The organism is Mesorhizobium sp. LNHC209A00, from assembly GCF_000502915.1.
GTDB lineage: Bacteria > Pseudomonadota > Alphaproteobacteria > Rhizobiales > Rhizobiaceae > Mesorhizobium.
Genome location: NZ_AYWT01000001.1, coordinates 431,406 through 454,501, shown reverse-complemented (window position 1 = coordinate 454,501; position 23,096 = coordinate 431,406). Strand labels below are relative to the sequence as shown.

The window sequence follows — 23,096 nt, the reverse complement described above, 5'->3', positions numbered from 1 at the left end:
TTATGCCTCTTGGGAGGTCAACATGCAATCCAAACCACGGCACGAACCGTGGGCAACAAGGCGACAGGACGGATTTCCATGCTCACCCACGCGCTGGTTGGCGATGAAGGCAGAACAATCGAACTTGGTTGGACAGACGGCAAACGTACCCGCTTTCACGCCATCTGGCTGCGCGACAACGCGCTTGACGACAAGACGCGCAGCGCCGGCAACGGCCAGCGCCTGATCACCATCCTCGACATTCCGGTGAAAACGAGAATTGGCGCTGCCGCCGTCAAGGCCGGAGCGCTGGAGATCAGCTTCGAACCGGAGGGAAAAACGGTCAGCTTTCCCGCTCAATGGCTGCGTGCGAACGCCTATGATAGCGACGAGACACGGCAGCTTGGTTGGACAGGCGATGTTGTCCAGCGCTGGACCAGGGCGACGATGCAGAACTCGGTGCCGCGCGCCAGCTATCCGGCGGCCTTGCAGGGCCGCGGCGTCCTGCGCGAATGGCTTTCGGCGGTGAGGACTTACGGTTTTGCGGTGATGGACGGGCTGCCGGCCGAATCCGGGGCGCTGTGCAAGGTGTCCGACTTGTTCGGCTATATCAGGGAGACCAATTACGGGCGCTGGTTCGAAGTGCGCGCCGAGGTCAACCCGAACAATCTCGCCTACACCAATCTCGGCCTGCAGGCGCATACCGACAACCCCTATCGCGATCCGGTGCCGACGCTGCAGATCCTGTCCTGCATCGAGAACACGGTGGAGGGCGGTGAATCCAGCGTCGTTGATGGCTTTGCCGTCGCGGCCGCCCTTCAAGCGGAAAATCCCGAAGGTTTTCGGCTGCTGAGCTCCCATGCGGCGCGGTTCGAATATGCTGGGTCGTCCGGCGTGCGGCTGCAGGCGAAGCGACCGATGATCGAGCTTGGACCCGACGGCGAACTGATCTGCATCCGCTTCAACAACCGTTCGCTGGCGCCGACCGTCGATGTGCCGTTCGCCGAGATGGGCGCTTATTATGCCGCCTACCGCCGCTTCGCCGAGCTGATCGAGGATCCATCCTTCGAAGTCACCTTCAAGCTTGAGCCCGGCCAGGCCTTTATCGTCGACAACACCCGCGTCATGCATGCCCGCAAGGCGTTCTCCGGCACCGGCAAGCGCTGGCTGCAGGGATGCTACGCCGACAAGGACGGCCTGTTGTCGACGCTCGCGGCGATCGAACACGGCTTCAAGGAGGCCGCGGAATGATCGGCCAGGATCTGAACGCGGACACCATCGTCGAATTCATCGCCGACATTTTTGAGCGCCGCGGCGCCGAATCCTATCTTGGCGAGCCGGTGACGATGTCCGAGCATATGCTGCAAGGGGCCTGGTTGGCGGAACAGGATGGAGCCCCAGACGTGCTGGTGGCCGCCGCGCTGCTACACGACATCGGCCACTACACCAGCGAGTTCGGCACCTATTCGCCCGAGGATGTCGAGGACAAGCACCATGACGAGGCCGGCGGCGAGGTGCTGGCGCCGTTCTTCCCGCCTGTTATTGTCGACTGCGTCCGGCTGCACGTTGCCGCCAAGCGCTATCTCTGCGCCACCGACCCGACCTATTTCTCCAGGCTGTCGCCGGCTTCGGTTCATACCTTGTCGCTGCAGGGCGGACCGATGAGTGCCGACGAGGTGGCTGCGTTCCGCGAGAACCCGTTCCATGAAGAAGCGGTGCGAGTTCGCATCTGGGACGAGGGCGGCAAGGTCGCCAATATGCGGACGCGGGCGTTTCGCGATTATGTGCCGTTGCTGCAGCGCGTCGTGCACGACTTCGCCAATCGGCCCTGATGCAAACCGATCACCGGGAGGAGACAGCCAATGTGCTTCTGCTTCGACGGCGAAAGCGCGGTGGCGGCATACCGGCCGGAGACCTGCCGCGATCGTTTGGCTGACGAGGGCGTTTTCACGCCATCGCCGACCAGCCCCGGCGGCGAACTCGCCGCTGCCGCTTTGTTCGATGTCGCCGAGGCGAGACAGGTTCACCGTGTCGATGCGGGAGAAGCGAACTATCCCTTGTGATAGACCTGCTGCAGCCCGTAGACCGGCGTCGGCAAGCCGACTTGCCGGGCTTTCAGCTGCAGCGCCAGATATTGCGAATAGTGGCGCGACTGGTGGAGGTTGCCGCCATGGAACCACAGCGCCTCCTGCTGGGTCGGCTTCCACATGTTGCGCTGTTCGCCTTCCCAGGGGCCGGGATCCTTGGCGGTGTTGGAGCCAAGGCCCCAGACCTTGCCGACCTTGTCGGCCACCTCCTGCGAGATGAGGTCCGCCGCCCATCCGTTCATCGAGCCGTAGCCTGTGGCGTAGATCACGAGATCGGCCGGCAATTCGGTGCCATCGGCGAATTTGACGCCGGTTTGGGTCAATTCCCGCACCGCCGCACCTGGTCCGCTCTTGAGCTTGATCGAGCCGTCTATGACCAAGTCGCAGGCGCCGACATCGATGTAGTAGCCCGAACCCCGGCGCAGATACTTCATGAACAGGCCTGAGCCGTCATCGCCCCAGTCGAGCAGGAAGCCCGCTTTTTCCAGATCCTCGTAGAACTTCGCGTCGCGTTCCTTCATCTGCTGGTAAAGCGGGATCTGGAACTCGTGCAGGATGCGATAGGGCAGCGAGGCAAAGATCAGGTCGGCCTTGCGCGTCGTCATGCCGTTCTCCACCGCCTGCTCGGAATAGAGTGCGCTGAGCCCGATATCCATCAACGTGTCGGACTTGACAATATGGGTGGAGGAGCGCTGCAGCATGGTGACGTCCGCGCCTCCCTCCCAGAGAGCCGCGCAGATGTCGTGGGCGGAGTTGTTGGAGCCGATGACCACGACTTTCTTGCCGCGATATTTATCGGGGCCGGGATGGGTCGAGGAATGCTGCTGCTCGCCCTTGAAGATGTCCTGGCCCTTGTATTTCGGCCAGTTCGCCTTGCCGGACATGCCGGTCGCCAACACCAACTGCTTGGGCTTGAGCACGATCTCTTCGCCGTCACGCTCGACCACGACGGTCCATTCCTTGGCCTCGTCGTCGTATTTCGCGGATTTAGCCGAGGTGGAGGACCAGTAGTTCAGCTCCATCACCTTCGTGTACATCTCGAGCCAGTCGCCGATCTTGTCCTTCGGGGCGAAGACCGGCCAATTCTTGGGGAAGTCGATATAGGGCAGATGGTCGTACCAGACCGGATCGTGCAGGCAGAGCGACTTGTAGCGCTTGCGCCAGGAATCGCCGGGACGCTCGTTCTTCTCGATGATGATGGCCGATACGCCGAGCTGGCGCAGGCGCGCGCCGAGCGCAATGCCGCCCTGACCACCGCCGATGATCACGACATAAGGCTGCTTGCCGCGGCCGAGTTCGGCGATCTCGTCATCACGCTCCTCGCGCCAGGATTTCCTGTCCTTGCCGTGACCGTGCTTGGCGCCGAGCGGCCGATTGAAACCGGCCTTCTCCTCATGGCCCTTGAGCTCGGCCATGCTGGTGAGCAAGGTCCAGATCAGGTCGCCCTTGAACCGCACCAGGCCGAAGCCGCGCGCCACCTCGGTCTCGAAGGTGATCCAGGCGGTGGTGACGCCGTCCGCCTCGGTCGCCTCCTCGCCTTCGGCCACCTTCCAGTCGCTCGGCAGGATTCCAGCCAGGGTTGCTTTCAGCATGTCGCGGATCTGCTCCTGGCCCTCCATCGTCCTGAGATTCCAGGTGAAGGTGACGAGGTCGCGCCAGTAGCAATCCGCCTGGAAACAGTTGACCGCCGCGTCGATGTCGCCGGTCTCCAGCGCCTTGCCAAGCTTGTCGAGCAGTGCCTGCGCCTTCGTGGTGGGTGTTCTCTCGAGCATGGTTTCTCCTCCGGTTGTCGTTTTCCAAGAACGCCTGTTCAGGCTTCCACTGGAACAGCAAGCGGCCGGCCAGGACCTCCCTGCCCTGGGGATGGGACTCCCATTCGCCGGCAACGCGTCTCCTCCCAGGCACGTCGTCAGCCCGGCATAGTGGTGCGTCGATGGGATGGGCTCAACTGTACTATGGTAGCGCGCGGCGGAGCCGATCTCACAGGCGAGTGAATTCGTGCGGTACCCCATTGACGACCCCGCGACTTCGCCTCTATGGTCCGCCACCATGAAAACGGCACTCATTCTCGTAGGAAGGCGCGTGGGCAAGGCGGTGTAACCGCCGGGCGAAAACCCCCCATGCGCAGACACAGGCTCCCTCGGGGGCCTTTTTTATTGCCTGAAACACGACTAAACGACCAGCAACGCCCAATGGCGGACAGTACGGGACCAGACCGATGAGCAATGGACAGAACGAGCGGCGCGAGATGGTAGGTAGGGAAATGACCGGCGCCGAAATGGTGGTGCAGGCGCTGAAGGACAATGGCGTCAAGCATGTCTTCGGTTATCCCGGCGGCGCCGTTCTCCCGATCTATGACGAGATCTTCCAGCAGGACGAGGTCGAGCACATCCTCGTGCGGCACGAGCAGGGCGCCGGCCATGCGGCAGAGGGGTATGCGCGGTCGACCGGCAAGGCAGGCGTCATGCTGGTGACATCGGGTCCCGGCGCCACCAATGCGGTGACGCCGCTGCAGGATGCGCTGATGGATTCGATCCCGCTGGTCTGCCTGACCGGGCAGGTGCCGACCTCGCTCATCGGCTCCGACGCGTTCCAGGAATGCGACACGGTCGGCATTACGCGGCCCTGCACCAAGCACAACTGGCTGGTCAAGGACGTCAACGAACTCGCCGCGACCATCCACGAGGCCTTCCATGTCGCGACGACCGGCCGTCCCGGTCCGGTCGTGGTCGATATCCCGAAGGACGTGCAGTTCGCCAAGGGCTTTTATGTGCCGCCGCAGATCGCGCCGCGCACCAGCTACCAGCCCAAGGTCCAGGGCGACCTGGAGAAGATCAAGGCGGCGGTCGAACTGATGGCCGGCGCCAGGAAACCAGTGATCTATTCTGGTGGCGGTGTCATCAATTCCGGCCCGGAAGCGAGCCATCTCTTGCGCGAACTGGTCGATCTCACCGGTTTCCCGATCACCTCGACGCTGATGGGGCTCGGCTCCTATCCGGCGTCGGGCAAGAACTGGCTGGGCATGCTCGGCATGCACGGCACCTACGAAGCCAACATGGCCATGCATGATTGCGACGTGATGCTCTGCATCGGCGCGCGTTTCGACGACCGTATCACCGGCAGGCTGAATGCGTTCTCACCGAACTCGCGCAAAATCCACATCGATATCGATCCGTCCTCGATCAACAAGAACGTCCACACCGAAGTGCCCATCATCGGGGATGTCGGGCGCGTGCTGGAAGACATGCTGCGGCTGTGGCGGGCAACCGCCAAGCACGACAAAAAGGCGCTCTATCCCTGGTGGGAGCAGATCGCCAAATGGCGCGGGCGCGATTCACTCGCCTTCAAGATGAACAACGACGTGATCATGCCGCAATACGCCATCCAGCGGCTCTACGAGCTGACCAAGGACATGGACACCTACATCACCACCGAGGTCGGCCAGCACCAGATGTGGGCGGCGCAGCATTATCATTTCGAGAAGCCGAACCGCTGGATGACCTCGGGTGGGCTGGGCACGATGGGCTACGGCCTGCCTGCCGCGCTCGGCGTGCAGATCGCGCATCCCGACGCGCTGGTCGTCGACATTGCCGGCGATGCTTCGGTGCAGATGACCATGCAGGAGATGAGCGCCGCCGTGCAGCACGACGCGCCGATCAAGATCTTCATCCTCAACAACCAGTATATGGGCATGGTGCGCCAGTGGCAGCAGCTGCTGCACGGCAACCGGTTGTCGCATTCCTACACCGAAGCGATGCCCGATTTCGTCAAGCTGGCCGAGGCCTATGGCGGCCACGGCATTCGTTGCGACAAGCCAGACGAACTGGACGACGCGATCAAGGAGATGATCTCGGTCAGGAAGCCGGTGCTGTTCGACTGCCGCGTCGCGACGCTCGCCAACTGCTTCCCGATGATCCCGTCAGGCAAGGCGCATAACGAGATGCTCTTGCCGGACGAGGCCACCGACGAGGTCGTGGCCAATGCAATCGACGCCAAGGGCAGGGAACTGGTGTAGACGACGAGCCGGGGCAGGGCTTGTCAAAAGAAGCCGTGCGAAAACAGGTAATTAGATCAAGAATTTGAGATTCATGTCATGAACGCACAGCACCTTCAACCCACCGGTTCCGCCTACTTCATCGCCAAGGAGACGGAGAGGCCGGAAAACCACACGCTATCCGTGCTGGTCGACAACGAACCGGGCGTGCTTGCCCGGGTCATCGGCCTGTTTTCCGGCCGCGGCTACAATATCGAGAGCTTGACCGTCTCGGAGACCGAGCATGAGAAGCACCTGTCGCGCATCACCATCGTGACGCGCGGCACACCGCATGTGCTGGAGCAGATCAAGCATCAGCTCGAGCGCATCGTGCCGGTGCATCGCGTGGTCGATCTCACCGTTCGTTCGCACGAGTTCGGACAGGAGCGGCCGCTGGAGCGGGAACTGGCGCTGGTCAAGGTTGCCGGCACCGGCGAGGCTCGAGTCGAGGCGTTGCGCCTGGCGGACGCTTTCCGCGCCAGCGTCATCGACGCCAACACCGAACATTTCATCTTCGAAATCACCGGCAAGGGATCCAAGCTCGACCAGTTCATCGCCATCATGAAGCCGCTCGGCCTGGTCGAGATCTGCCGCACCGGCGTGGCCGCCATGAACCGCGGCCCGCAGGGCATGTAGGCCGACCTGTCTGAATTTCCATGAGTGTAGGGACTGGCGTGACCAACGGTCGGCACTGGCCTTTGTGCACCATCGGAAAAGACAATAGTGCTGACGTATCTGGGAGGATATCATGTCACTCGACGCGTTCCTCGCACTGCTCGTCTATGCCTTCGTGACCTCGATCACGCCGGGGCCGAACAACCTCATGCTGCTGGCCTCCGGCGTGAATTTCGGCATCGGCAGGACTGTGCCGCACATGCTGGGGATCAGCTTCGGCTTTCTCGTCCTCTTGCTTGCCGTAGGCTTCGGGCTTGGGGCGGTGCTAACCGCCTTCCCCGCGCTGCACACCGGGCTTAAGATTGCCGGCGCCGTCTATCTGCTCTACCTCGCCTGGAAGATTGCCATGTCGCGCTCGCTCAGCGGCAAGGGCGACACGGATGCGCGGCCGATGCGCTTTATCGATGCCGCGGCCTTCCAGTGGGTCAACCCCAAGGCCTGGGTGATGGCGATCACCGCGATGGCCGTCTACACCAATTCCGAACGACCTTTCTTGTCCGTCATTCTGATCGGCGTGGCTTTCACGGTGGTCAATCTCCCCAGTGTCTCGGTCTGGGCCGGATTCGGCACAGCGCTACGCGGCTTCCTGTCCGATCCGATGCGGTTGAAATGGTTCAACATCGCCATGGGCGTGCTGCTGGCGGCGACGCTTTGGCCGATGCTGCGCTAGATCATAAGCCTCCATCTGCCCCCTCGAAGCCATTTTCGGAGCCCACCCTACCTCCGGTTTCTAACGATAGCCGGCTGCACAGCTATTGTGCAGTGCACATTAAATCTTCGTAATGCCGTGTTTTGGCCCTTTTCCGACAAACCCGCGTCCTATCTATTCGGCGAAATCGCGGCAACGAGCCGGAATTGCGCTAGAATACGACCACCTGGCTACGGCGTGTCGGACGGAGAGGTCTTTTGTCGATGCGTGGAAAAGTCGTTCTTTCATTGCTGGCGGTCGCCTGTGTCGGCGCGGCCTGGCTTTATCTGTCGCCGGACGCGCTGAATAAGGCTCAGCAGTTCCTCGGGCCAAAACAGGTCGCCGCGACGGGCAAGCCGGCGGCCGACAAGCCAGTGGCCGACAAGCCGGCGGGGGACAAGGCGGCGGGTAGCGGCAACAGTGCCCGTTCGACCTCGATCGTTTCGGCGACGGCTACAACCGCGGATTTCCCGATCCGCCGCTATGCCATCGGGTTCGTTTCCTCTCCGGCCGTGGTCAACATCAACGCGCGCGTCTCCAGCCAGATCGTGTCGATCGACGTCAAGGACGGGCAGATGGTGAAGGCTGGCGACCTCCTGTTCTCGCTTGACGACCGGGCGCTGAAGGCGCAACTCGCCAAGGACCAGGCGGCGCTTGCCAAGGACCAGGCGCTGCTCGCCAGCTCGAACTCCGATCTCCAGCGCGCCAAGGACCTTGTCGCCAAGCAGGCCGGTACGCAACAGACCTACGATCAGGCCGTTGCCGCGCAGAAGGCGGCGGCGGCGACGGTCGAGGCCGACAAGGCGACGATCGACGCCGACAACGTCCAGCTTGGCTTTGCCAGCATCACCGCGCCGATCGACGGCAGGCTGGGCGCCGTGAATGTCGCCGTAGGCGACCTCGTCACCGTCAGCAACGGGAACAGCAGCACGGCGACGCCACTGGTGACCATCACCCAGATGGACCCGCTGCAGGTCAACTTCAATCTGCCGGAAAGCAACCTTGCACTGCTTCACAAGGCGCTTGCCAATCCACGGCAGAACGCCGTGACATTGACCCAGAACGGCGACCCGACGCCGATTGGCAAGGGCACGCTCGATTTCGTAGATTCCAGCGTCGACACCGCATCGGGCACGATCGCAACGCGGGCAAGCATTCCCAATGCCGATCTTTCCCTTTGGCCTGGCCAGTATGTGAATGTCGTGCTCGACGCCGGCATCATGCCGCGGATGACCTCCGTTCCGACCGTGGCGGTGCAGCCCAGCCAGAAGGGGCCGTTCGTCTATGTGGTCAAGCCGGACAACACGGTGGAGATGCGGCCGGTGCAGGTGGCGCTGACCGAAGGCGCAAACAGCGCCATCAGCCAGGGGCTGAAAAGCGGCGAGAAGGTTGTCACCGAGGGCCAGACAAGGCTGAAGGATGGCGCCGCGGTGCATGAAGGCAAGGCGGCCGCGCCCAAGGTGGCCGAGGCGACCAGCGCCGGCGAGGCGGCCCAATGATCTCCGAATTCTGTATCCGCCGGCCAGTCGCCACCCTTCTGATGTCGTTCGCCCTCGTGCTGGGCGGACTGTTTGCCTATAAATTCCTGCCGGTGGCGGCACTGCCCAGCGCCGAATTCCCTGTCGTCAACGTCTCGGCCTCGCTGCCTGGCGCCTCGCCGGAAACCATGGCCACGTCGGTGGCGACGCCGCTGATCAAGCAGTTCGCGACCATCGCCGGCATTGATTCCATTTCGACCACCAATTCGCTCGGCCAGACCTCGATCGCCATCCAGTTCGTGCTCAACCGCGACATCGACGCGGCCGCCGCGGACGTCCAGGCGGCTATCGCGCGCACGCAGAAATCGCTGCCGCCGCAGATGACGGCGCCGCCGAGCTATCGCAAGGTCAATCCGGCCGATGCGCCGATCCTGCTAATGTCGCTGGTCAGCGACACGGTTCCGCTGACCGACCTCGATGCCTTCGCCGAAAACGTGATCTCGCCATCGCTGTCGACCATCGACGGCGTCGCGCAGGTCTCGATCTTCGGCCAGCAGAAATACGCGGTGCGCATTCAGATCGATCCGACCGCGCTTGCCGCGCGCGGCATCTCGATCGATCAGCTGCAGGCAGCGGTCGCATCCGCCAACAGCAACACGCCGCTCGGCGTGCTGCAGAACAACAAGCAGCAGCTCACCATCACCGCCAACACGCAGCTTACCGACGCGGCCGGTTTCTCAAACCTCATCATCGCCACCAAGAACGGCCACCCGGTGCGGCTGGGCGAGGTGACCCGTGTCGTCGATTCGGTGCAGACCACCACGACCGCAAGCTGGTATGACGGTACCCGCGCGATCATCATGGCGGTGCAGCGCCAGCCGGACGCCAACACGGTCGACGTCGTCGACAAGGTCAAGGCGATGCTGCCGTCCTTCCAGGACCAGATGCCGGCCGCAGCCCAGATCAAGCTGCTCAACGACCGCTCAAGCTCGATCCGCCAGGCGGTCGACGACGTACAGTTCACGCTGCTCTTGACCATCGCGCTGGTGGTGATGGTGATCTTCGTGTTCCTGCGTCGCGTGACGGCGACCATCATCCCGGCCGTGGCGGTGCCGATCTCGCTGATCGCCACGCTCGGCGCGATGTTCCTGTTCGGCTTTTCCATCGACAACATATCGCTGATGGGCCTGACGCTCGCCGTCGGCCTCGTCGTCGACGATGCCATTGTGATGCTCGAAAACATCTTCCGCCACATGGAGGAGGATGGGCTTTCAGCCTTCGACGCGTCGCTGAAGGGCGCGCGCGAAATCGGTTTCACCATCATATCGATCTCGATCTCGCTGGTGGCGGTGTTCATCCCGGTGCTTCTGATGGGCGGCGTGATCGGGCGCATCTTCAACGAGTTCGCTGTCGTGGTGACCGTCGCCATCCTGGCCTCCATGTTCGTGTCGCTGACACTGACGCCGATGCTGTGCTCGCGGCTGCTGTCAGTCAGCAAGGCCGACCGCGAGGCACATGGTGCCGGCCACAAGCGCGATTTCATCACCCGCGGCTACGCCCGGATTCTGAGCTTCTGCCTGCGGCACACCTTCCTGGTGTTCCTCGTCTTCGTCGGCACCGCGGCGGCCTCGGTGTGGCTGATCGAGGTTTCGCCGAAGGGTTTCTTCCCGCAAGAAGATATCGGCCAGATTTCAGTGACCACCATCGCGCGCCAGGACATTTCGTTCGACGCCATGGCCAAGCTGCAGGGGCAGGTGGCGAGCGTGTTCTCGAAGTCGCCCTATGTCGACCATGTGGCCTGGTCGGCGGGCAGCGGTAACAATGCGCTGAACCAGGGACAGCTCTTCGTCCAGCTCAAGGGCAAGGACCAGCGTCCCGATATCGAGAAGGTGCTTTCGGATCTGCGCAAGCAACTGGCCGGCGTGGCGGGCATCGAGACCTACATGCAGCCGGTGCAGAATCTGCGGCTCGGCTCACGCTCGTCGGCCAGTGCCTACCAGCTCGTGGTTCAGGGCCTCGACACCGGCCTGACAGATCAGTGGGCGCAGAAACTGAATGACGCGATGGCGGCCGACCACACGACCTTCACCGACGTCACCAGCGACCTGCAGAACAACGCCTTGCAGGCGACGCTGGTGGTGGACCGCGACAAGGCCGCCCAACTCGGCATCGACACCGACACGCTGCGCTCGGCGCTTTATGGCGGGTTCGGCACCGACCAGGTTTCAACGATCTTCGGCTCGGCCGACAGTTACGAAGTCATCGCCGAACTCGATCCCAAGATCGAATGGTCGCCGGAGCGGATGCTTGCCATCCAGATGCGGACGGCGAGTGGCAGCCTGGTGCCGCTCGGCGCCTTCGCCCGGGTCGACCGCACGGCCGGCGCCTTGACGGTCAACCAGCTCGGTCAGCTTCCGGCGGTGACCATCTCCTATAACCTTCCGCAGGGCGTGGCGCTGGGCGACAGCGTGAAACGCATCGATGCGCTGAAAGAGCAGATCGGCATGCCGACGGCGATCTCGACGACCTTCGCCGGCACCGCCAAGACCTTCCAGGATTCGCTTGCCAACCAGGGCCTGCTGGTCGGCGGCGCCATCCTGACCATCTATATCGTGCTCGGCATTCTGTATGAGAGCTTCATCCACCCACTCACCATTCTGACCGGCCTGCCGTCGGCCGTGCTCGGGGCGGTTGTCGCCTTGCGCTTCGCCGGCATGGATCTGTCCGTCATCGCGGTGATCGGCATCCTGATGCTGATCGGCATCGTGAAGAAGAACGGCATCATGATGGTCGACGTCGCGCTTGAACTGCGACGAGAGGGCATGTCGGCCACCGATTCCATCCACAAAGCCTGCCTGATGCGGTTCAGGCCGATCATGATGACGACGCTGGCAGCACTGATGGGCACGTTCCCGATCGCGCTCGGCACCGGCGCCAGCGCGGAACTGCGCCAGCCGCTGGGCGTTGCCGTCGTCGGCGGCCTGCTCGCCTCGCAGGCGCTGACCCTGTTCGTGACACCGGTAATCTACGTCTACATGGAGAATTTCTCGGGCTGGCTGGTCGGACTCATGCCGAAGCGCAAGGCCGAGTTGCACCTAGTCGAAGAGGGCGACCAGCCCTCGCTGTTCGGCACAAATGACGACATCCCCGGTGAGCCGCAGAAGACTGCCGCCGAGTAGCAGGCAGGCACGCGCCGAGTTCCGCTGGCCCAAGCCGTAATACTTGCGGCAGGCGGATCGGAACTTTAGTTTGCCATCATGTCCCACGATCATGACCACGACAACGAACTCGATCCGTTTGCCGCGCGGGTGCGCGCGCTGGAAACCATCCTGACCCGCAAGGGGCTGATCGATCCGGCCGCGATCGACGTCATCGTCGATACCTACGAGACGAAGATCGGTCCGCGCAACGGCGCCCGGGTAGTGGCCAAGGCCTGGAGCGATCCCGCTTTTGCCGCGTGGCTGAAGCGCGACGCGACGGCGGCGATCGAATCGCTGAGCTATACCGGCCGGCAAGGCGAGCATATGCAGGCGGTGTTCAATACCGGGGATACCCACAACCTCGTCGTCTGCACATTGTGCTCCTGTTATCCGTGGTCCGTGCTTGGCCTTCCGCCGGTGTGGTACAAGGCGCCGCCCTACAGGTCGCGCGCGGTGATCGATCCGCGCGGCGTGCTCGAGGAGTTCGGGCTGGTGCTACCGGCCGGGACGAAGATACGCGTCTGGGATTCGACAGCGGAACTGCGCTATCTCGTCGTGCCGATGCGACCGGAGGGCACCGAAGGCTGGAGCGAGGAGCGGCTGTCCGAGCTGGTGAGCCGCGATGCCATGATCGGCACGGCTCTGGCAAGTCACCCCGCATGAACGGGCCGCAGGATCTCGGCGGACAGATGGGTTTCGGGCCGGTCGCGCCCGAACGGGATGAGCCGTATTTCCATGCCGAATGGGAGAGGCGGGCGCTCGGCGTGACGCTCTGCGCCGGCGGCATGGGCGCCTGGAACATCGACGAGAGCCGGCACGCGCGGGAATCGCTGCATCCGGCCGATTATTATGGCTCCAGCTACTATCAGATCTGGATCAAGGCGCTTGAGATCTTGCTCAAGCGGCATGGTTTCGTCAGCGAGCGCGACCTCGGGGCGGGCGAGGCGATCGATCCGGCGGCGAAGCCCAAAAGAGTGCTGAAGGCGGAAAACGTTCCCGCTGTGCTGGCCAAGGGCGGTCCTTGCGATCGGCCGGTGGAGACAGCGCCGCGCTTCAAGGCCGGGGATTCTGTGCGGACGAAAAACTTCAACCCGACCGGCCACACCAGGCTGCCGCGCTATGCGCGCGACAAGCAGGGCACCATCGAGGCGGTGCGCGACGGCTTCGTCTTTCCCGACAGCAACGCGCATGGGCAGGGCGAGAATCCGCAATGGGTCTACACCGTGGTTCTCGACGGCACGGAAATCTGGGGCGAGGGCGCCGACCCGACGCTTGTCGTCTCGATCGATGCCTGGGAGAGTTATCTTGAGCCGGCCTGAAGCGAAGGGGTCCGCCGCCAGTTTGCCCGCCGGCTTCGACGCACCTGTGTTCGCCGAGCCATGGCAGGCCGAAGCCTTCGCCATGACTATGGCGCTGCACCGTAAGGGCCTGTTTTCGTGGAACGAATGGGCGGATGCCTTGTCAGCCGAGGTGAAGAAGCCAGATGCCGCGGCGGACGGCCACGATTATTACGAGCATTGGCTGGCGGCGCTGGAAGGGCTGCTCGCCTCCAAGGGGCTGGCCGCCAAACCCGATGTTGACGCGATNCGAGCATTGGCTGGCGGCGCTGGAAGGGCTGCTCGCCTCCAAGGGGCTGGCCGCCAAACCCGATGTTGACGCGATGGCGCGGGCCTGGGAGCGCGCCGCGTACGCCACGCCGCATGGCAAGCCGATCCTACTGGAGAACGATCCGCGGCTACCAGCTGAATTTCGTTCCCTTTACGTTCCTGCTTGCGGCTGATAGCCTGAACTGCAGGGGAGTTCGCCACCGGCAGTGTCGATGTGGTGGCGGCGATCTTGTGTTTGCCTCGCGAATCCGGTCACACGATCAGATGGAATTTTCACCCCAACAGGATGAGGCGCTGCAAGCGGTCGCCCGCTGGCTGAAGACCGGCAAGCCGCAGCTGTTCCGGCTGTTCGGCTATGCCGGCACCGGCAAGACGACGCTGGCGCGCTATTTCGCCGAACATGTCGACGGCCAGGTGCAGTTCGCAGCCTTCACCGGCAAGGCCGCCCAGGTGCTGCGCTCCAAGGGCGCGGTCAACGCCCGCACCATCCATTCGCTGATCTACAGGCCCAAGGGCGAGGAATCGGTGGCCGACGAGGTCACCGGCAAGACCTCGATGTCGCCAACCTTCTCACTCAACCGGCAGAGCCCGATCTCGCGCGCGAAACTGGTAGTCATTGACGAGTGCTCGATGGTCGACGAGCAGCTCGGCCGCGACCTGATGAGTTTCGGCACGCCGATCCTGGTGCTGGGCGACCCCGGCCAGTTGCCGCCGATCTCGGGTGGCGGTTTCTTCACCGACCATGAGCCGGACTTCTTGCTGACCGAAATCCACCGGCAGGCGCGCGACAATCCGATCCTGCGGCTGGCGCTCGACGTGCGCGAGGGCCGCGAATTCATGCGCGGCGACTATGGCAGCGCGAAGGTGATCGGCAAGGAAGACGTCAATCAGGAACTGGTGCTGAGGGCGGACCAGGTGCTGGTCGGCACCAACCGCACGCGGCGGCGCTACAACCAGCGCCTGCGCGAGCTCAAGGGCTTCAATGCCGATTACCCACAAGCCGGCGACAAGCTGGTGTGCCTGCGCAACGACCCAGCCAAGGGCCTGCTCAACGGATCGCTGTGGAAGGTGATGACCTCGTCGCGCGAGACGGTCAAGCCCGGCATCAATCTTCTGGTTTCGCCCGAGGAGGACGATCCGGATCGCGGCGTCGCCAAGATCAAGTTGCTGAAGGCGGCGTTCGAGGATCCGGACGCCGAAATCCCTTGGCAGCAGAAGAAGCGCTTCGACGATTTCGACTATGGCTATGCGCTGACGGTGCACAAGGCACAGGGCTCGCAGTGGAACGAGATCGTGCTGTTCGACGAGAGCTGGGCCTTCAAGGAAACGCGCCAGCGCTGGCTTTACACAGCCATCACCCGGGCCGCCGAACGCCTGACCATCGTCAGGTAGAAGGCTCGGCGGATGGCCGGGAGAACCTTTCATCCTCTTTCTGGAGCGGCGGTCGCCTCCTCACTCGTCGGCCGCGCGCCGAGCCATTCCCAGGCAGCTGCCTCGTCCTCGATCTTGAAATGCCTGAATTCGACGGGCGAGGAAGCGGGCAAGGCGTATCGTGCGTTCGGCGTCCAGTCAGGGGCGCCGATCGCCGCGCAACGGCCAACATGTTCCAATGCATGGATGGCACCCTTCTTGATGGTCTCGTCCGAGATGTCGGCCCAGTCGACGCCCTCGTGATCGACTATGCGCACGGCCACGTCGATCTTCTGATGGAGCAAATAGGCCGCCTCCAGCAGACCGAACAGGTTTTCGGCATCGGCGGCCGAGACATGGCCGACCACGTCGATGGCAAAGAGGTCGTCGCGGCTGGTCTCGATGCGGCGGATCGCCGGCACGGATTGGAGGAAATTCAAGGTGGTGCCTCCCTTTCGTGGAGTATGTTGGTCTTCTGGAACACCGGAAAGGCCCTATCTGTTCCCGTCAAAGACGCTATAGATGCGCCGTCTCAAATGCGCCGTGCCGGAACGAATGAGCGCGGCGCGCCTCGATCGCCTGTTTCACGGACGCCAAACCATGCCCGCCAAGCTTTCCGTCAACCTCAACGCCATCGCCATGCTGCGCAACCGGCGCGACCTGCCGTGGCCCGATGTGATCGGTGTCGGCCGCCTCGCGCTTGCCGCCGGAGCGCATGGGCTGACGGTGCATCCGCGCCCCGACGAACGTCATACAAGGCATTCCGACCTGCCCGAGATCAGGGCGCTGATCGACGACGAGTTCCCACGGGCGGAATTCAACATCGAGGGCTACCCAAGCGAGGATTTCCTGGCGCTGGTGGAGAAACATCAGCCCGAACAGGTGACGCTTGTGCCCGACGATCCCTCCCAGGCAACCTCCGACCATGGCTGGAACTTCATCGCCGATGCGGCGTTTCTGACGCCGATCGTCAGACGTCTGAAGAAGGGCGGTTTCAGGGTCTCGCTGTTTTCCGATGCCGATCCCGCCGGCATGGCGGCCGCGCGCGACACTGGCGCCGATCGTATCGAACTCTATACCGGTCCTTATGGCAGCTATCATTCCGATTCCGGTAAGGCGGCCAAAGAATTGGAAGGATTGGGGAAAACGGCTGACGCGGCATTTGCCGCCGGTCTCCAGGTCAATGCCGGGCACGATCTGACGGTGGCCAATCTGCCCGCGCTGGCAAGGCGTGTTCCGGCATTGGCCGAAGTGTCGATCGGACATGGGTTGACAGCCGACGCGTTGGAGTATGGCATGGCCGGCACAGTGGGCCGGTTCCTCAGGGCATGCGGCTGGTAGGGGTGGTAATACTTCGTATTGGTATGGCAGCCATCGCGTGCATTTGATATCGTATCGCAGCATGCATAAAGCACCGCGCGCTTGTCGGAGAGTGGTCGATGGCCCTTGCCAATAGCGGGAGCGAGGCTGAAACCGTCGAGCAATCGGGCCATGCCGGGGTCGAGCAGCACAGCACCAAGGTTCTCATGCTGGGCGCGCTCGGCGTTGTCTATGGCGACATAGGCACAAGTCCGATCTACGCCTTTCGCGAGGCGCTTCACGCTTCGCCCGGCATCGATACGCGCGTTCACGTGCTTGGCGTGCTGTCGCTGATCGTCTGGGCGCTGACGATCATCGTGACCGTCAAATACGTTGCCTTCGTGCTTCGTGCCGACAACAAGGGCGAAGGCGGCACGCTGTCACTGATGTCGTTGGCACGCAGCGCCTATCCCAAAGGCGCTCGACTGATTCTGGTGATCGGTCTTTGCGGCGCGGCGCTGTTTTTCGGCGATTCGATCATAACGCCGGCCATCTCGGTGCTGTCGGCGGTCGAAGGCCTCACGGTGGTGACCCCAACGCTGGACGCCTATGTCGTGCCGATCACCCTGGTCATCCTTGCCATCCTGTTCTCCGTGCAACGCTTCGGCACGGGAAAGGTGGCGGCGGTGTTCGGGCCGGTGACGGCGCTGTGGTTCCTGGCCATCGGCGTTGCCGGCGTCTATCACTTGCTGGACGATCCATCGATCCTGCTTGCCATCAATCCCTATTACGCGGTCGCTTATCTGGCCAGCACACCGACCGCCGCCTTTGTCACCGTCGGCGCCGTGTTCCTGGCGGTAACCGGGGCCGAGGCGCTTTATGTCGATCTCGGCCATTTCGGACGCAAGCCGATCGTGCTGGCATGGTTTTCCGTGGTTTTCCCCTGCCTGCTGCTCAACTATTTCGGGCAGGGCGCCTTTGTGCTCGCCAATGACGGAAAACCGACCAACCCGTTCTTCCAGATGCTGCCTGACTGGGCGCTGATGCCGATGGTGGGGCTTGCAACGGCGGCGACGGTCATTGCCAGCCAAGCGGTCATTTCAGGGGCTTTTTCGCTGACCCGACAGGCGGTGCAGCTTAATCTTCTGCCGCGCATCGAGGTGCAGCATACGTCGGAGATGCAGTCCGGGCAGATCTACATGCCGCGCGTCAACCTACTCATCGCGATGGGCGTGATGCTGCTGGTGGTCGGTTTCGGCAGTTCGAGTTCGCTGGCGTCCGCCTACGGCATCTCGGTGACCGGCGAAATGCTGATGACGACGATCCTGCTGTTCGTGGTGATGCGCAAGATGTGGAAATGGAAGCTGGCGCTCGCCCTGGCGCTGACCTTGCTGTTCGGCATCATCGACAGCGGCTTCTTCCTGGCCAATGTCGTGAAGATCGTGGAAGGCGGCTGGGTCTCGATCACCGTTGCCTGCCTAATGGGGCTGATCATGTGGACGTGGATACGCGGCAGCCGCTATCTCTTCGACAAGACCCGGCGCAACGAAATCCCGCTCGATTTCCTGGCCGGCAATCTGTTGAAGAAGAAGCCGCAGCTGGTGTCCGGCACCGCGGTGTTCCTGACCAGCGATCCNTTCCTGGCCGGCAATCTGTTGAAGAAGAAGCCGCAGCTGGTGTCCGGCACCGCGGTGTTCCTGACCAGCGATCCGCTCAGCGCGCCAACCGCGCTGATGCACAGCCTCAAGCACTACAAGGTGCTGCACGAGCAGAACGTCATCCTTTCGGTGGTGACCGCGCCGCAGCCCGTCGTGCCCGACAGCGAACGCGTCAAGATGGAGACGGTCAACGAGTTGTTCATGCGGGTGACGCTGACCTTCGGCTACATGGAACAGCCCAACATTCCACGAGCGCTGGCGATCTGCCGCAAGCAAGGCTGGAAGTTCGACATCATGACGACGTCCTTCTTCCTTTCGCGGCGGTCGCTCAAGGCATCGCCCAATTCAGGCATGCCGGTGTGGCAGGACAGGCTGTTCATCGGACTGGCGCGCTCGGCGGCCGATGCGACGGAGTATTTCCAGATCCCGACCGGCCGCGTCGTTGAAATCGGCACGCAGGTCGCCATTTAACAGACACGTGCTCGCCGGCCCGCAGTTTTTCCATGGATCCGGACATGAGCCCGCGAATGTCGCATCGACCGGCATTCGCTCGACGTCGCCCACAAGAAGCCGCGCGCTGCAGACATGAGTGCCATAACGTTACGGCACTTGATATTGCATTGCAGCAAGCGTAGAGCACCGCGCGTTTATCGGAGTGTCGTACATGGCCCTTGCCAGTGCTGGTAGTGAGGCAGAACCCGTCGACCAATCGAGCCATCCCGAAATCGAACAGCACAGCGCCAAGGTGTTGATGCTGGGCGCGCTCGGCGTGGTCTATGGCGATATCGGCACCAGCCCGATCTATGCGTTCCGCGAGGCGCTGGTCGCGTCTTCCGGCGGGCAAGTTGCCGACCGTGGCGACATTCTTGGCGTTTTGTCGCTGATCATCTGGTCACTGACGATCATCGTCACCATCAAATACATCATGTTCGTGCTGCGTGCCGACAATCGCGGCGAGGGCGGCGTGCTGTCGCTGATNCATCGTCACCATCAAATACATCATGTTCGTGCTGCGTGCCGACAATCGCGGCGAGGGCGGCGTGCTGTCGCTGATGGCGCTGGCGCGCGGCAGTTTTCCGAAACGCTCGGCGCTGATGCTCGGCATCGGCATCGTCGGCGCCTCGCTGTTTTTCGGCGACGCCGTCATCACGCCGGCGATTTCGGTGCTGTCGGCGGTCGAGGGCATGAATGTCGTCACCCCCACCTTCCAGCCCTATGTGGTGCCATTGACGCTGGTCATCCTCGCCATGGTGTTCGCGGTTCAGCGTTTCGGCACCGGTGGCGTCGGGTTGGTCTTCGGCCCGGTGACCGCGATATGGTTCCTGGCCATCGGCCTTTCCGGTCTCAAGCACATCATCGCCGATCCGGAGATCCTGTGGGCGGTCAGCCCGCACTATATCGTCGCCTTCCTGATCCATTCGCCCGATGTGGCTTTCGTCACCATCGGCGCCATCTTCCTTGCCGTCACCGGCGCCGAGGCGCTTTACGCCGATCTCGGCCATTTCGGACGCAAACCCATCGTGCTCGCCTGGCTATGGATCGTGTTCCCCTGCCTGCTGTTGAATTATGCCGGGCAGGGCGCGTTCGTGCTGGCGAAGAACGGCGTGGTCGGCCATCCGTTCTTCGAAATGAACGAGGGTTGGGCGCTGATCCCGATGGTGGTGCTGGCGACGGCGGCGACGGTCATTGCCAGCCAAGCGGTCATTTCAGGGGCTTTTTCGCTGACCCGACAGGCCGTGCAGCTCAACATGCTGCCAAGGCTCGAAATCCTGCACACGTCGGAAAAACAGTCCGGCCAGATCTACATGCCGCGCGTCAACCTGCTGCTGGCGCTGGTGGTGATGATGCTGGTGGTCGGCTTCGGCGAGTCCAGCAAGCTGGCCTCCGCCTACGGCATCTCGGTGACCGGCAACATGCTGGTGACGACGGTCCTGCTCTATGTGGTCATGACCCGTATCTGGAAATGGAAGCTGTCGGTCGCGGTCCCGCTGACCGTACTGTTCGCTTTCATCGACGTCGGCTTCTTCGCCTCCAACATCGTCAAGGTGTTCGAAGGCGGCTGGGCGTCGCTGGTGGTGGCCTTCACCATCGTGTTGGGCATGTGGACCTGGGTGCGTGGCAGCCGCTATCTCTTCGACAAGACCCGGCGCAACGAAATCCCGCTCGACTTCCTGGCCGGCAATCTGTTGAAGAAGAAGCCGCAGCTGGTGTCCGGCACCGCGGTGTTCCTGACCAGCGATCCNCCTTTCGCGGCGGTCGCTCAAGGCATCGCCCAATTCAGGCATGCCGGTGTGGCAGGACAGGCTGTTCATCGGCTTGGCGCGCTCGGCGGCCGATGCGACGGAGTATTTTCAGATCCCGACCGGACGTGTGGTAGAAATCGGCACGCAGGTGGCGATCTGACGAGTTGGATCGCCTGAACGGGGAGGCGGCCATGGGCGGCGAATTGGTGCTTGTCACCGGCGGATCGGGTTTCCTCGGGGCGCACTGTATTCTTGCCCTGTTGAAGGCGGGCTATCGCGTGCGCACGACGGTGCGCTTCGCCAAGCGTGAAGCCGACGTTATCGCCATGCTCAAGGCCGGCGGCGGCGAGCCGGGCGACAGGCTTTCCTTTGCCATCGCCGACCTCATGAGCGATGCGGGCTGGCCCGACGCTGTCGCCGGCTGCGACTATGTCCTGCATGTCGCGTCACCATTTCCGCCCGGCGTGCCGAAGCATGAGGACGACCTGATCATCCCGGCTCGCGAAGGCGCGTTGCGCGTACTCAGGGCGGCGCGAGACGCTGGCGTCAAACGCCTTGTGCTGACCTCGTCCTTCGCCGCCATAGGCTATGGCAAGATGCCGCCCGGCGACCGGCCTTTCAACGAGGAGAGCTGGACAGATCCGACGGCCAAGGTCAGCGCCTATGTGAAATCGAAGACGCTTGCCGAGCGCGCGGCCTGGGATTTCATCGCCGCCGAGGGTGGCAGGTTGGAGTTGGCCGTCGTCAATCCGGTCGGCATTTTCGGGCCCGTGCTCGGGGCCGACCATTCTACCTCCACCGAATTTGTTCAGCGCATGATGAACGGTGCGATGCCCGGGTTGCCACGCCTGTCCTTCGGCGTGGTCGACGCGCGCGACGTGGCGGACCTGCATGTGCGCGCAATGACCAATCCCGCCGCCAGTGGCGAGCGCTTCCTGGCCGTTGCCGGCGATTTCATGACCGTGAGGGAGATCGCCCAGACGGTGAAAACGCGGCTCGGCGCGGCCGCCTCGCGGGTCACGACGCGGGAGCTTCCCGATTGGTTGGTGCGGGTAGTGGGGCTGTTCAACGCGGAAGCCGCGCAACTCGTGACGGAACTCGGCAAGGTCAAGAACGCCACCAACGCCAAGGCCGTGCGCATGCTCGGCTGGGCGCCGCGCTCGCGCGAAGACGCGCTGGCCGCCACCGCAGAAAGCCTGGTCCGGCTCGGGCTGGTCAAGACCCTGAAATAGCGCGGCGGGAGAAAGACTTCCCGCCGCGCTGATATCAACCCGCCAGTGCGGCCTTGTTGGCCTCGAGGAACTGCTTCAGCGGTACCGATTTCCGACCGGAAAGTGTCTCTACCGAGTCCGTTACCATGCCAAGGTCGCCGGCGCGCGTGGCGGCGTCGAAGGACACCAGGAGCCTGGCAATCGGCTCGGGAAGTCCGGCTGCCTTCATGCCCTCGGTCAGCGCTTCATCGGAGAGCTGGACGACCTGGATCGGCTTGCCTGTGACTTCGGTGACGAGCACGGCAACTTCGGCTGATGTATAGGCCTTGGGGCCAGTCAGCGTGTAAGTCGTGCTTTCGGTGTTATCCGAAGCCAGCCCCGCGGCTATGGCCGCGGCGAGGTCGTCACGGGCGCCATAGGAAATAGCGCCGTCGGCCGCCGACGTATACCATTGGCCCGATGCGAGGATTTGGGGCATCGCCATGAACAGGTTCTCGTCGTACCAGCCATTGCGGAAGATGGTGTAGGGAATGCCGCTGGCCTTGATCGCCTGTTCGGTGTCGTAGTGGTCGGGAGCAAAGAGCACGGCGGAACCAGGTTCGGTGTTGGGCAACGAGGTGTAAAGCAGGTGGCCGACACCAGCCTGCCGGGCCGCCGCGACGGCGGCAAGCTGCTGCTCGCGACGCTTTCCCTGGATCGCGAGTTCGTTGGTCGAGATGATGAGCGCCCGGTCGGCGCCCGCGAAGGCTTTGGCAAGCGAGGCCCGATCGTCGAAATTTGCCTCGCGAACAGTGACGCCGCGCGCCGACAGGTCGGCAAGGGTGGCGGGCGTGCGGGTCGTGGCGATGATCCGGGCCGCCGGCACCTCGAACGTGTCCAGCAGATGGTTGATGACGCTGCGGCCGAGCTGGCCGGACGCGCCGGTGACGAGAAGAGTTGCGGTCATTGGGGATCCTGACATTGCGCCGGAAGGGCGGTTCGGGTGGTGGTCTCAAAAAGAGACCAGCACTAAAATAGGAATTGACCCACTGCCGTAAAGAAGGCAGTTTTTGGGGAGGTAGGCACACGCAGGGAACCAGCCATGGACAGCCGGACCGTCAATCTGAAATCCAAACTCGAAGTCTACAAAGCGATGACCGACGGCGGAAACATTGCCGATTGCCCGGTCCGCGATGTCATCCAGGGACTCAACGGCAAATGGAGTTCGCTGCTGACGGCAGCGCTGGCCGAGCAGCCTTATCGCTTCGGCGAGCTGCGGCGGCTGGTTCCCGATATCTCACAGCGCATGTTGACCCAGACGCTCCACGATCTGCAGCGCGACGGCTATGTGCGCCGCGAGGTGTTTGCGACCAAGCCGCCCAGTGTCGAATACAGCCTCACCGACCTTGGGCGATCGATGTTCGACGCTTTGCAGTATCTGCTGCAGTGGGCCGAAAACAACCATGATGCTGTGCGCGGCGCGCGCACTGCCTTCGATTCGACGCAGGCTTTACCAGCCGGGTAGCGCTCGGCGTCGCGACTTGATTTC

General features: G+C 63.0%; 19 protein-coding genes and 1 pseudogene. 17 read left to right on the top strand and 3 right to left on the bottom strand.

What is annotated here, in order from left to right; genetic code table 11:
* The first annotated feature begins 78 nt into the window (after positions 1-78).
* The 3 genes from X739_RS163660 to X739_RS163670 are packed head-to-tail and all read left to right on the top strand — an operon-like array spanning position 79 to position 2,042.
* Positions 79-1,230 carry a gamma-butyrobetaine dioxygenase gene (locus X739_RS163660; RefSeq protein WP_023792023.1) on the top strand — a complete coding sequence of 384 codons (1,152 nt, stop codon included), beginning with the start codon at positions 79-81 and terminating at the stop codon, positions 1,228-1,230.
* Positions 1,227-1,811, top strand: coding sequence for an HD domain-containing protein (locus tag X739_RS163665; protein ID WP_023792020.1), 585 nt, complete (start codon positions 1,227-1,229; stop codon positions 1,809-1,811). Before X739_RS163660 ends, X739_RS163665 begins: the two co-directional genes overlap by 4 nt.
* Positions 1,812-1,841: 30 nt before the next feature.
* A complete protein-coding gene (locus X739_RS163670) occupies positions 1,842-2,042 on the top strand; it encodes a hypothetical protein (protein ID WP_023769738.1) in 201 nt (66 codons plus the stop codon).
* Here X739_RS163670 and X739_RS163675 read toward each other — a convergent pair.
* Positions 2,030-3,838, bottom strand: a complete 1,809-nt coding sequence (locus X739_RS163675; protein ID WP_023792015.1) for an NAD(P)/FAD-dependent oxidoreductase — start codon at positions 3,836-3,838, stop codon at positions 2,030-2,032. The two genes, X739_RS163670 and X739_RS163675, sit on opposite strands and share 13 nt — an antisense overlap.
* A 446-nt stretch (positions 3,839-4,284) precedes the next feature.
* Here X739_RS163675 and X739_RS163680 point away from each other — a divergent pair, with 446 nt between their 5' ends.
* The 9 genes from X739_RS163680 (at position 4,285) to X739_RS163715 (ending at position 15,139) form a co-directional block, all read left to right on the top strand.
* Positions 4,285-6,081 (top strand): acetolactate synthase 3 large subunit, encoded by a 1,797-nt coding sequence (locus X739_RS163680; RefSeq protein WP_084056061.1) that lies wholly within the window; start codon positions 4,285-4,287, stop codon positions 6,079-6,081.
* 78 nt (positions 6,082-6,159) lie between these two features.
* Entirely contained in the window at positions 6,160-6,735 is a 576-nt protein-coding gene (ilvN, locus tag X739_RS163685; RefSeq protein WP_013894763.1) for an acetolactate synthase small subunit, read from the top strand.
* A 112-nt stretch (positions 6,736-6,847) separates the two neighbouring features.
* On the top strand, positions 6,848-7,444 hold the full coding sequence (locus tag X739_RS163690; protein WP_023792009.1) for a LysE family translocator: 597 nt from the start codon (positions 6,848-6,850) through the stop codon (positions 7,442-7,444).
* A gap of 242 nt (positions 7,445-7,686) precedes the next feature.
* Positions 7,687-8,961: an efflux RND transporter periplasmic adaptor subunit gene (locus X739_RS163695; protein WP_023792006.1), complete on the top strand. Its 1,275-nt coding sequence runs from the start codon at positions 7,687-7,689 to the stop codon at positions 8,959-8,961.
* Positions 8,958-12,119 (top strand): efflux RND transporter permease subunit, encoded by a 3,162-nt coding sequence (locus X739_RS163700; protein WP_023792003.1) that lies wholly within the window; start codon positions 8,958-8,960, stop codon positions 12,117-12,119. The genes X739_RS163695 and X739_RS163700 overlap by 4 nt, the downstream gene beginning before the upstream one ends.
* 78 nt (positions 12,120-12,197) lie before the next feature.
* A complete protein-coding gene (gene nthA, locus X739_RS163705; RefSeq protein ID WP_023769743.1) occupies positions 12,198-12,803 on the top strand; it encodes a nitrile hydratase subunit alpha in 606 nt (201 codons plus the stop codon).
* Positions 12,800-13,459 (top strand): nitrile hydratase subunit beta, encoded by a 660-nt coding sequence (gene nthB, locus X739_RS163710; RefSeq protein WP_023769744.1) that lies wholly within the window; start codon positions 12,800-12,802, stop codon positions 13,457-13,459. The genes nthA and nthB overlap by 4 nt, the downstream gene beginning before the upstream one ends.
* Complete coding sequence (locus X739_RS1000000169890) at positions 13,446-13,796, top strand: nitrile hydratase accessory protein (RefSeq protein WP_245273766.1); 351 nt, start codon at positions 13,446-13,448, stop codon at positions 13,794-13,796. The genes nthB and X739_RS1000000169890 overlap by 14 nt, the downstream gene beginning before the upstream one ends.
* A 215-nt stretch (positions 13,797-14,011) precedes the next feature.
* Positions 14,012-15,139 (top strand): ATP-dependent RecD-like DNA helicase, encoded by a 1,128-nt coding sequence (locus X739_RS163715; RefSeq protein WP_023782652.1) that lies wholly within the window; start codon positions 14,012-14,014, stop codon positions 15,137-15,139.
* Positions 15,140-15,168: 29 nt separating this feature from the next.
* Here the strand turns inward: X739_RS163715 and X739_RS163720 are convergent, their stop codons facing one another.
* Positions 15,169-15,597, bottom strand: coding sequence for an STAS/SEC14 domain-containing protein (locus X739_RS163720; RefSeq protein ID WP_023769748.1), 429 nt, complete (start codon positions 15,595-15,597; stop codon positions 15,169-15,171).
* A 160-nt stretch (positions 15,598-15,757) separates the two neighbouring features.
* Between X739_RS163720 and X739_RS163725 the strand changes: the two genes are divergently transcribed.
* The 4 genes and pseudogenes from X739_RS163725 to X739_RS163735 all read left to right on the top strand — a co-directional run bounded on the left by X739_RS163725 (position 15,758) and on the right by X739_RS163735 (position 21,589).
* On the top strand, positions 15,758-16,498 hold the full coding sequence (locus tag X739_RS163725) for a pyridoxine 5'-phosphate synthase (protein WP_023782651.1): 741 nt from the start codon (positions 15,758-15,760) through the stop codon (positions 16,496-16,498).
* A 98-nt stretch (positions 16,499-16,596) separates the two neighbouring features.
* On the top strand, positions 16,597-18,585 hold the full coding sequence (locus X739_RS163730) for a potassium transporter Kup (protein WP_023791997.1): 1,989 nt from the start codon (positions 16,597-16,599) through the stop codon (positions 18,583-18,585).
* Between the two features lie 193 nt (positions 18,586-18,778).
* Positions 18,779-20,517, top strand: a pseudogene (locus tag X739_RS01000000165735) (potassium transporter Kup).
* A gap of 31 nt (positions 20,518-20,548) precedes the next feature.
* Positions 20,549-21,589, top strand: a complete 1,041-nt coding sequence (locus tag X739_RS163735) for an aldehyde reductase (protein ID WP_023769751.1) — start codon at positions 20,549-20,551, stop codon at positions 21,587-21,589.
* Positions 21,590-21,623: 34 nt separating this feature from the next.
* Here the strand turns inward: X739_RS163735 and X739_RS163740 are convergent, their stop codons facing one another.
* Entirely contained in the window at positions 21,624-22,514 is an 891-nt protein-coding gene (locus X739_RS163740) for an SDR family oxidoreductase (RefSeq protein ID WP_023769752.1), read from the bottom strand.
* Between the two features lie 135 nt (positions 22,515-22,649).
* On the opposite strand from X739_RS163740, the gene X739_RS163745 reads away from it, so the two are divergent.
* Positions 22,650-23,072, top strand: coding sequence for a helix-turn-helix domain-containing protein (locus tag X739_RS163745; RefSeq protein WP_023769753.1), 423 nt, complete (start codon positions 22,650-22,652; stop codon positions 23,070-23,072).
* Positions 23,073-23,096 lie beyond the last annotated feature (24 nt).

Coding starts and splice junctions, on each gene's coding strand:
- X739_RS163660 (WP_023792023.1), top strand. CDS start 79: ATGCTCACCCACGCGCTGGTTGGCGATGAAGGCAGAACAATCGAACTT.
- X739_RS163665 (WP_023792020.1), top strand. CDS start 1,227: ATGATCGGCCAGGATCTGAACGCGGACACCATCGTCGAATTCATCGCC.
- X739_RS163670 (WP_023769738.1), top strand. CDS start 1,842: ATGTGCTTCTGCTTCGACGGCGAAAGCGCGGTGGCGGCATACCGGCCG.
- X739_RS163675 (WP_023792015.1), bottom strand. CDS start 3,838: ATGCTCGAGAGAACACCCACCACGAAGGCGCAGGCACTGCTCGACAAG.
- X739_RS163680 (WP_084056061.1), top strand. CDS start 4,285: ATGAGCAATGGACAGAACGAGCGGCGCGAGATGGTAGGTAGGGAAATG.
- ilvN (WP_013894763.1), top strand. CDS start 6,160: ATGAACGCACAGCACCTTCAACCCACCGGTTCCGCCTACTTCATCGCC.
- X739_RS163690 (WP_023792009.1), top strand. CDS start 6,848: ATGTCACTCGACGCGTTCCTCGCACTGCTCGTCTATGCCTTCGTGACC.
- X739_RS163695 (WP_023792006.1), top strand. CDS start 7,687: ATGCGTGGAAAAGTCGTTCTTTCATTGCTGGCGGTCGCCTGTGTCGGC.
- X739_RS163700 (WP_023792003.1), top strand. CDS start 8,958: ATGATCTCCGAATTCTGTATCCGCCGGCCAGTCGCCACCCTTCTGATG.
- nthA (WP_023769743.1), top strand. CDS start 12,198: ATGTCCCACGATCATGACCACGACAACGAACTCGATCCGTTTGCCGCG.
- nthB (WP_023769744.1), top strand. CDS start 12,800: ATGAACGGGCCGCAGGATCTCGGCGGACAGATGGGTTTCGGGCCGGTC.
- X739_RS163715 (WP_023782652.1), top strand. CDS start 14,012: ATGGAATTTTCACCCCAACAGGATGAGGCGCTGCAAGCGGTCGCCCGC.
- X739_RS163725 (WP_023782651.1), top strand. CDS start 15,758: ATGCCCGCCAAGCTTTCCGTCAACCTCAACGCCATCGCCATGCTGCGC.
- X739_RS163735 (WP_023769751.1), top strand. CDS start 20,549: ATGGGCGGCGAATTGGTGCTTGTCACCGGCGGATCGGGTTTCCTCGGG.
- X739_RS163740 (WP_023769752.1), bottom strand. CDS start 22,514: ATGACCGCAACTCTTCTCGTCACCGGCGCGTCCGGCCAGCTCGGCCGC.
- X739_RS163745 (WP_023769753.1), top strand. CDS start 22,650: ATGGACAGCCGGACCGTCAATCTGAAATCCAAACTCGAAGTCTACAAA.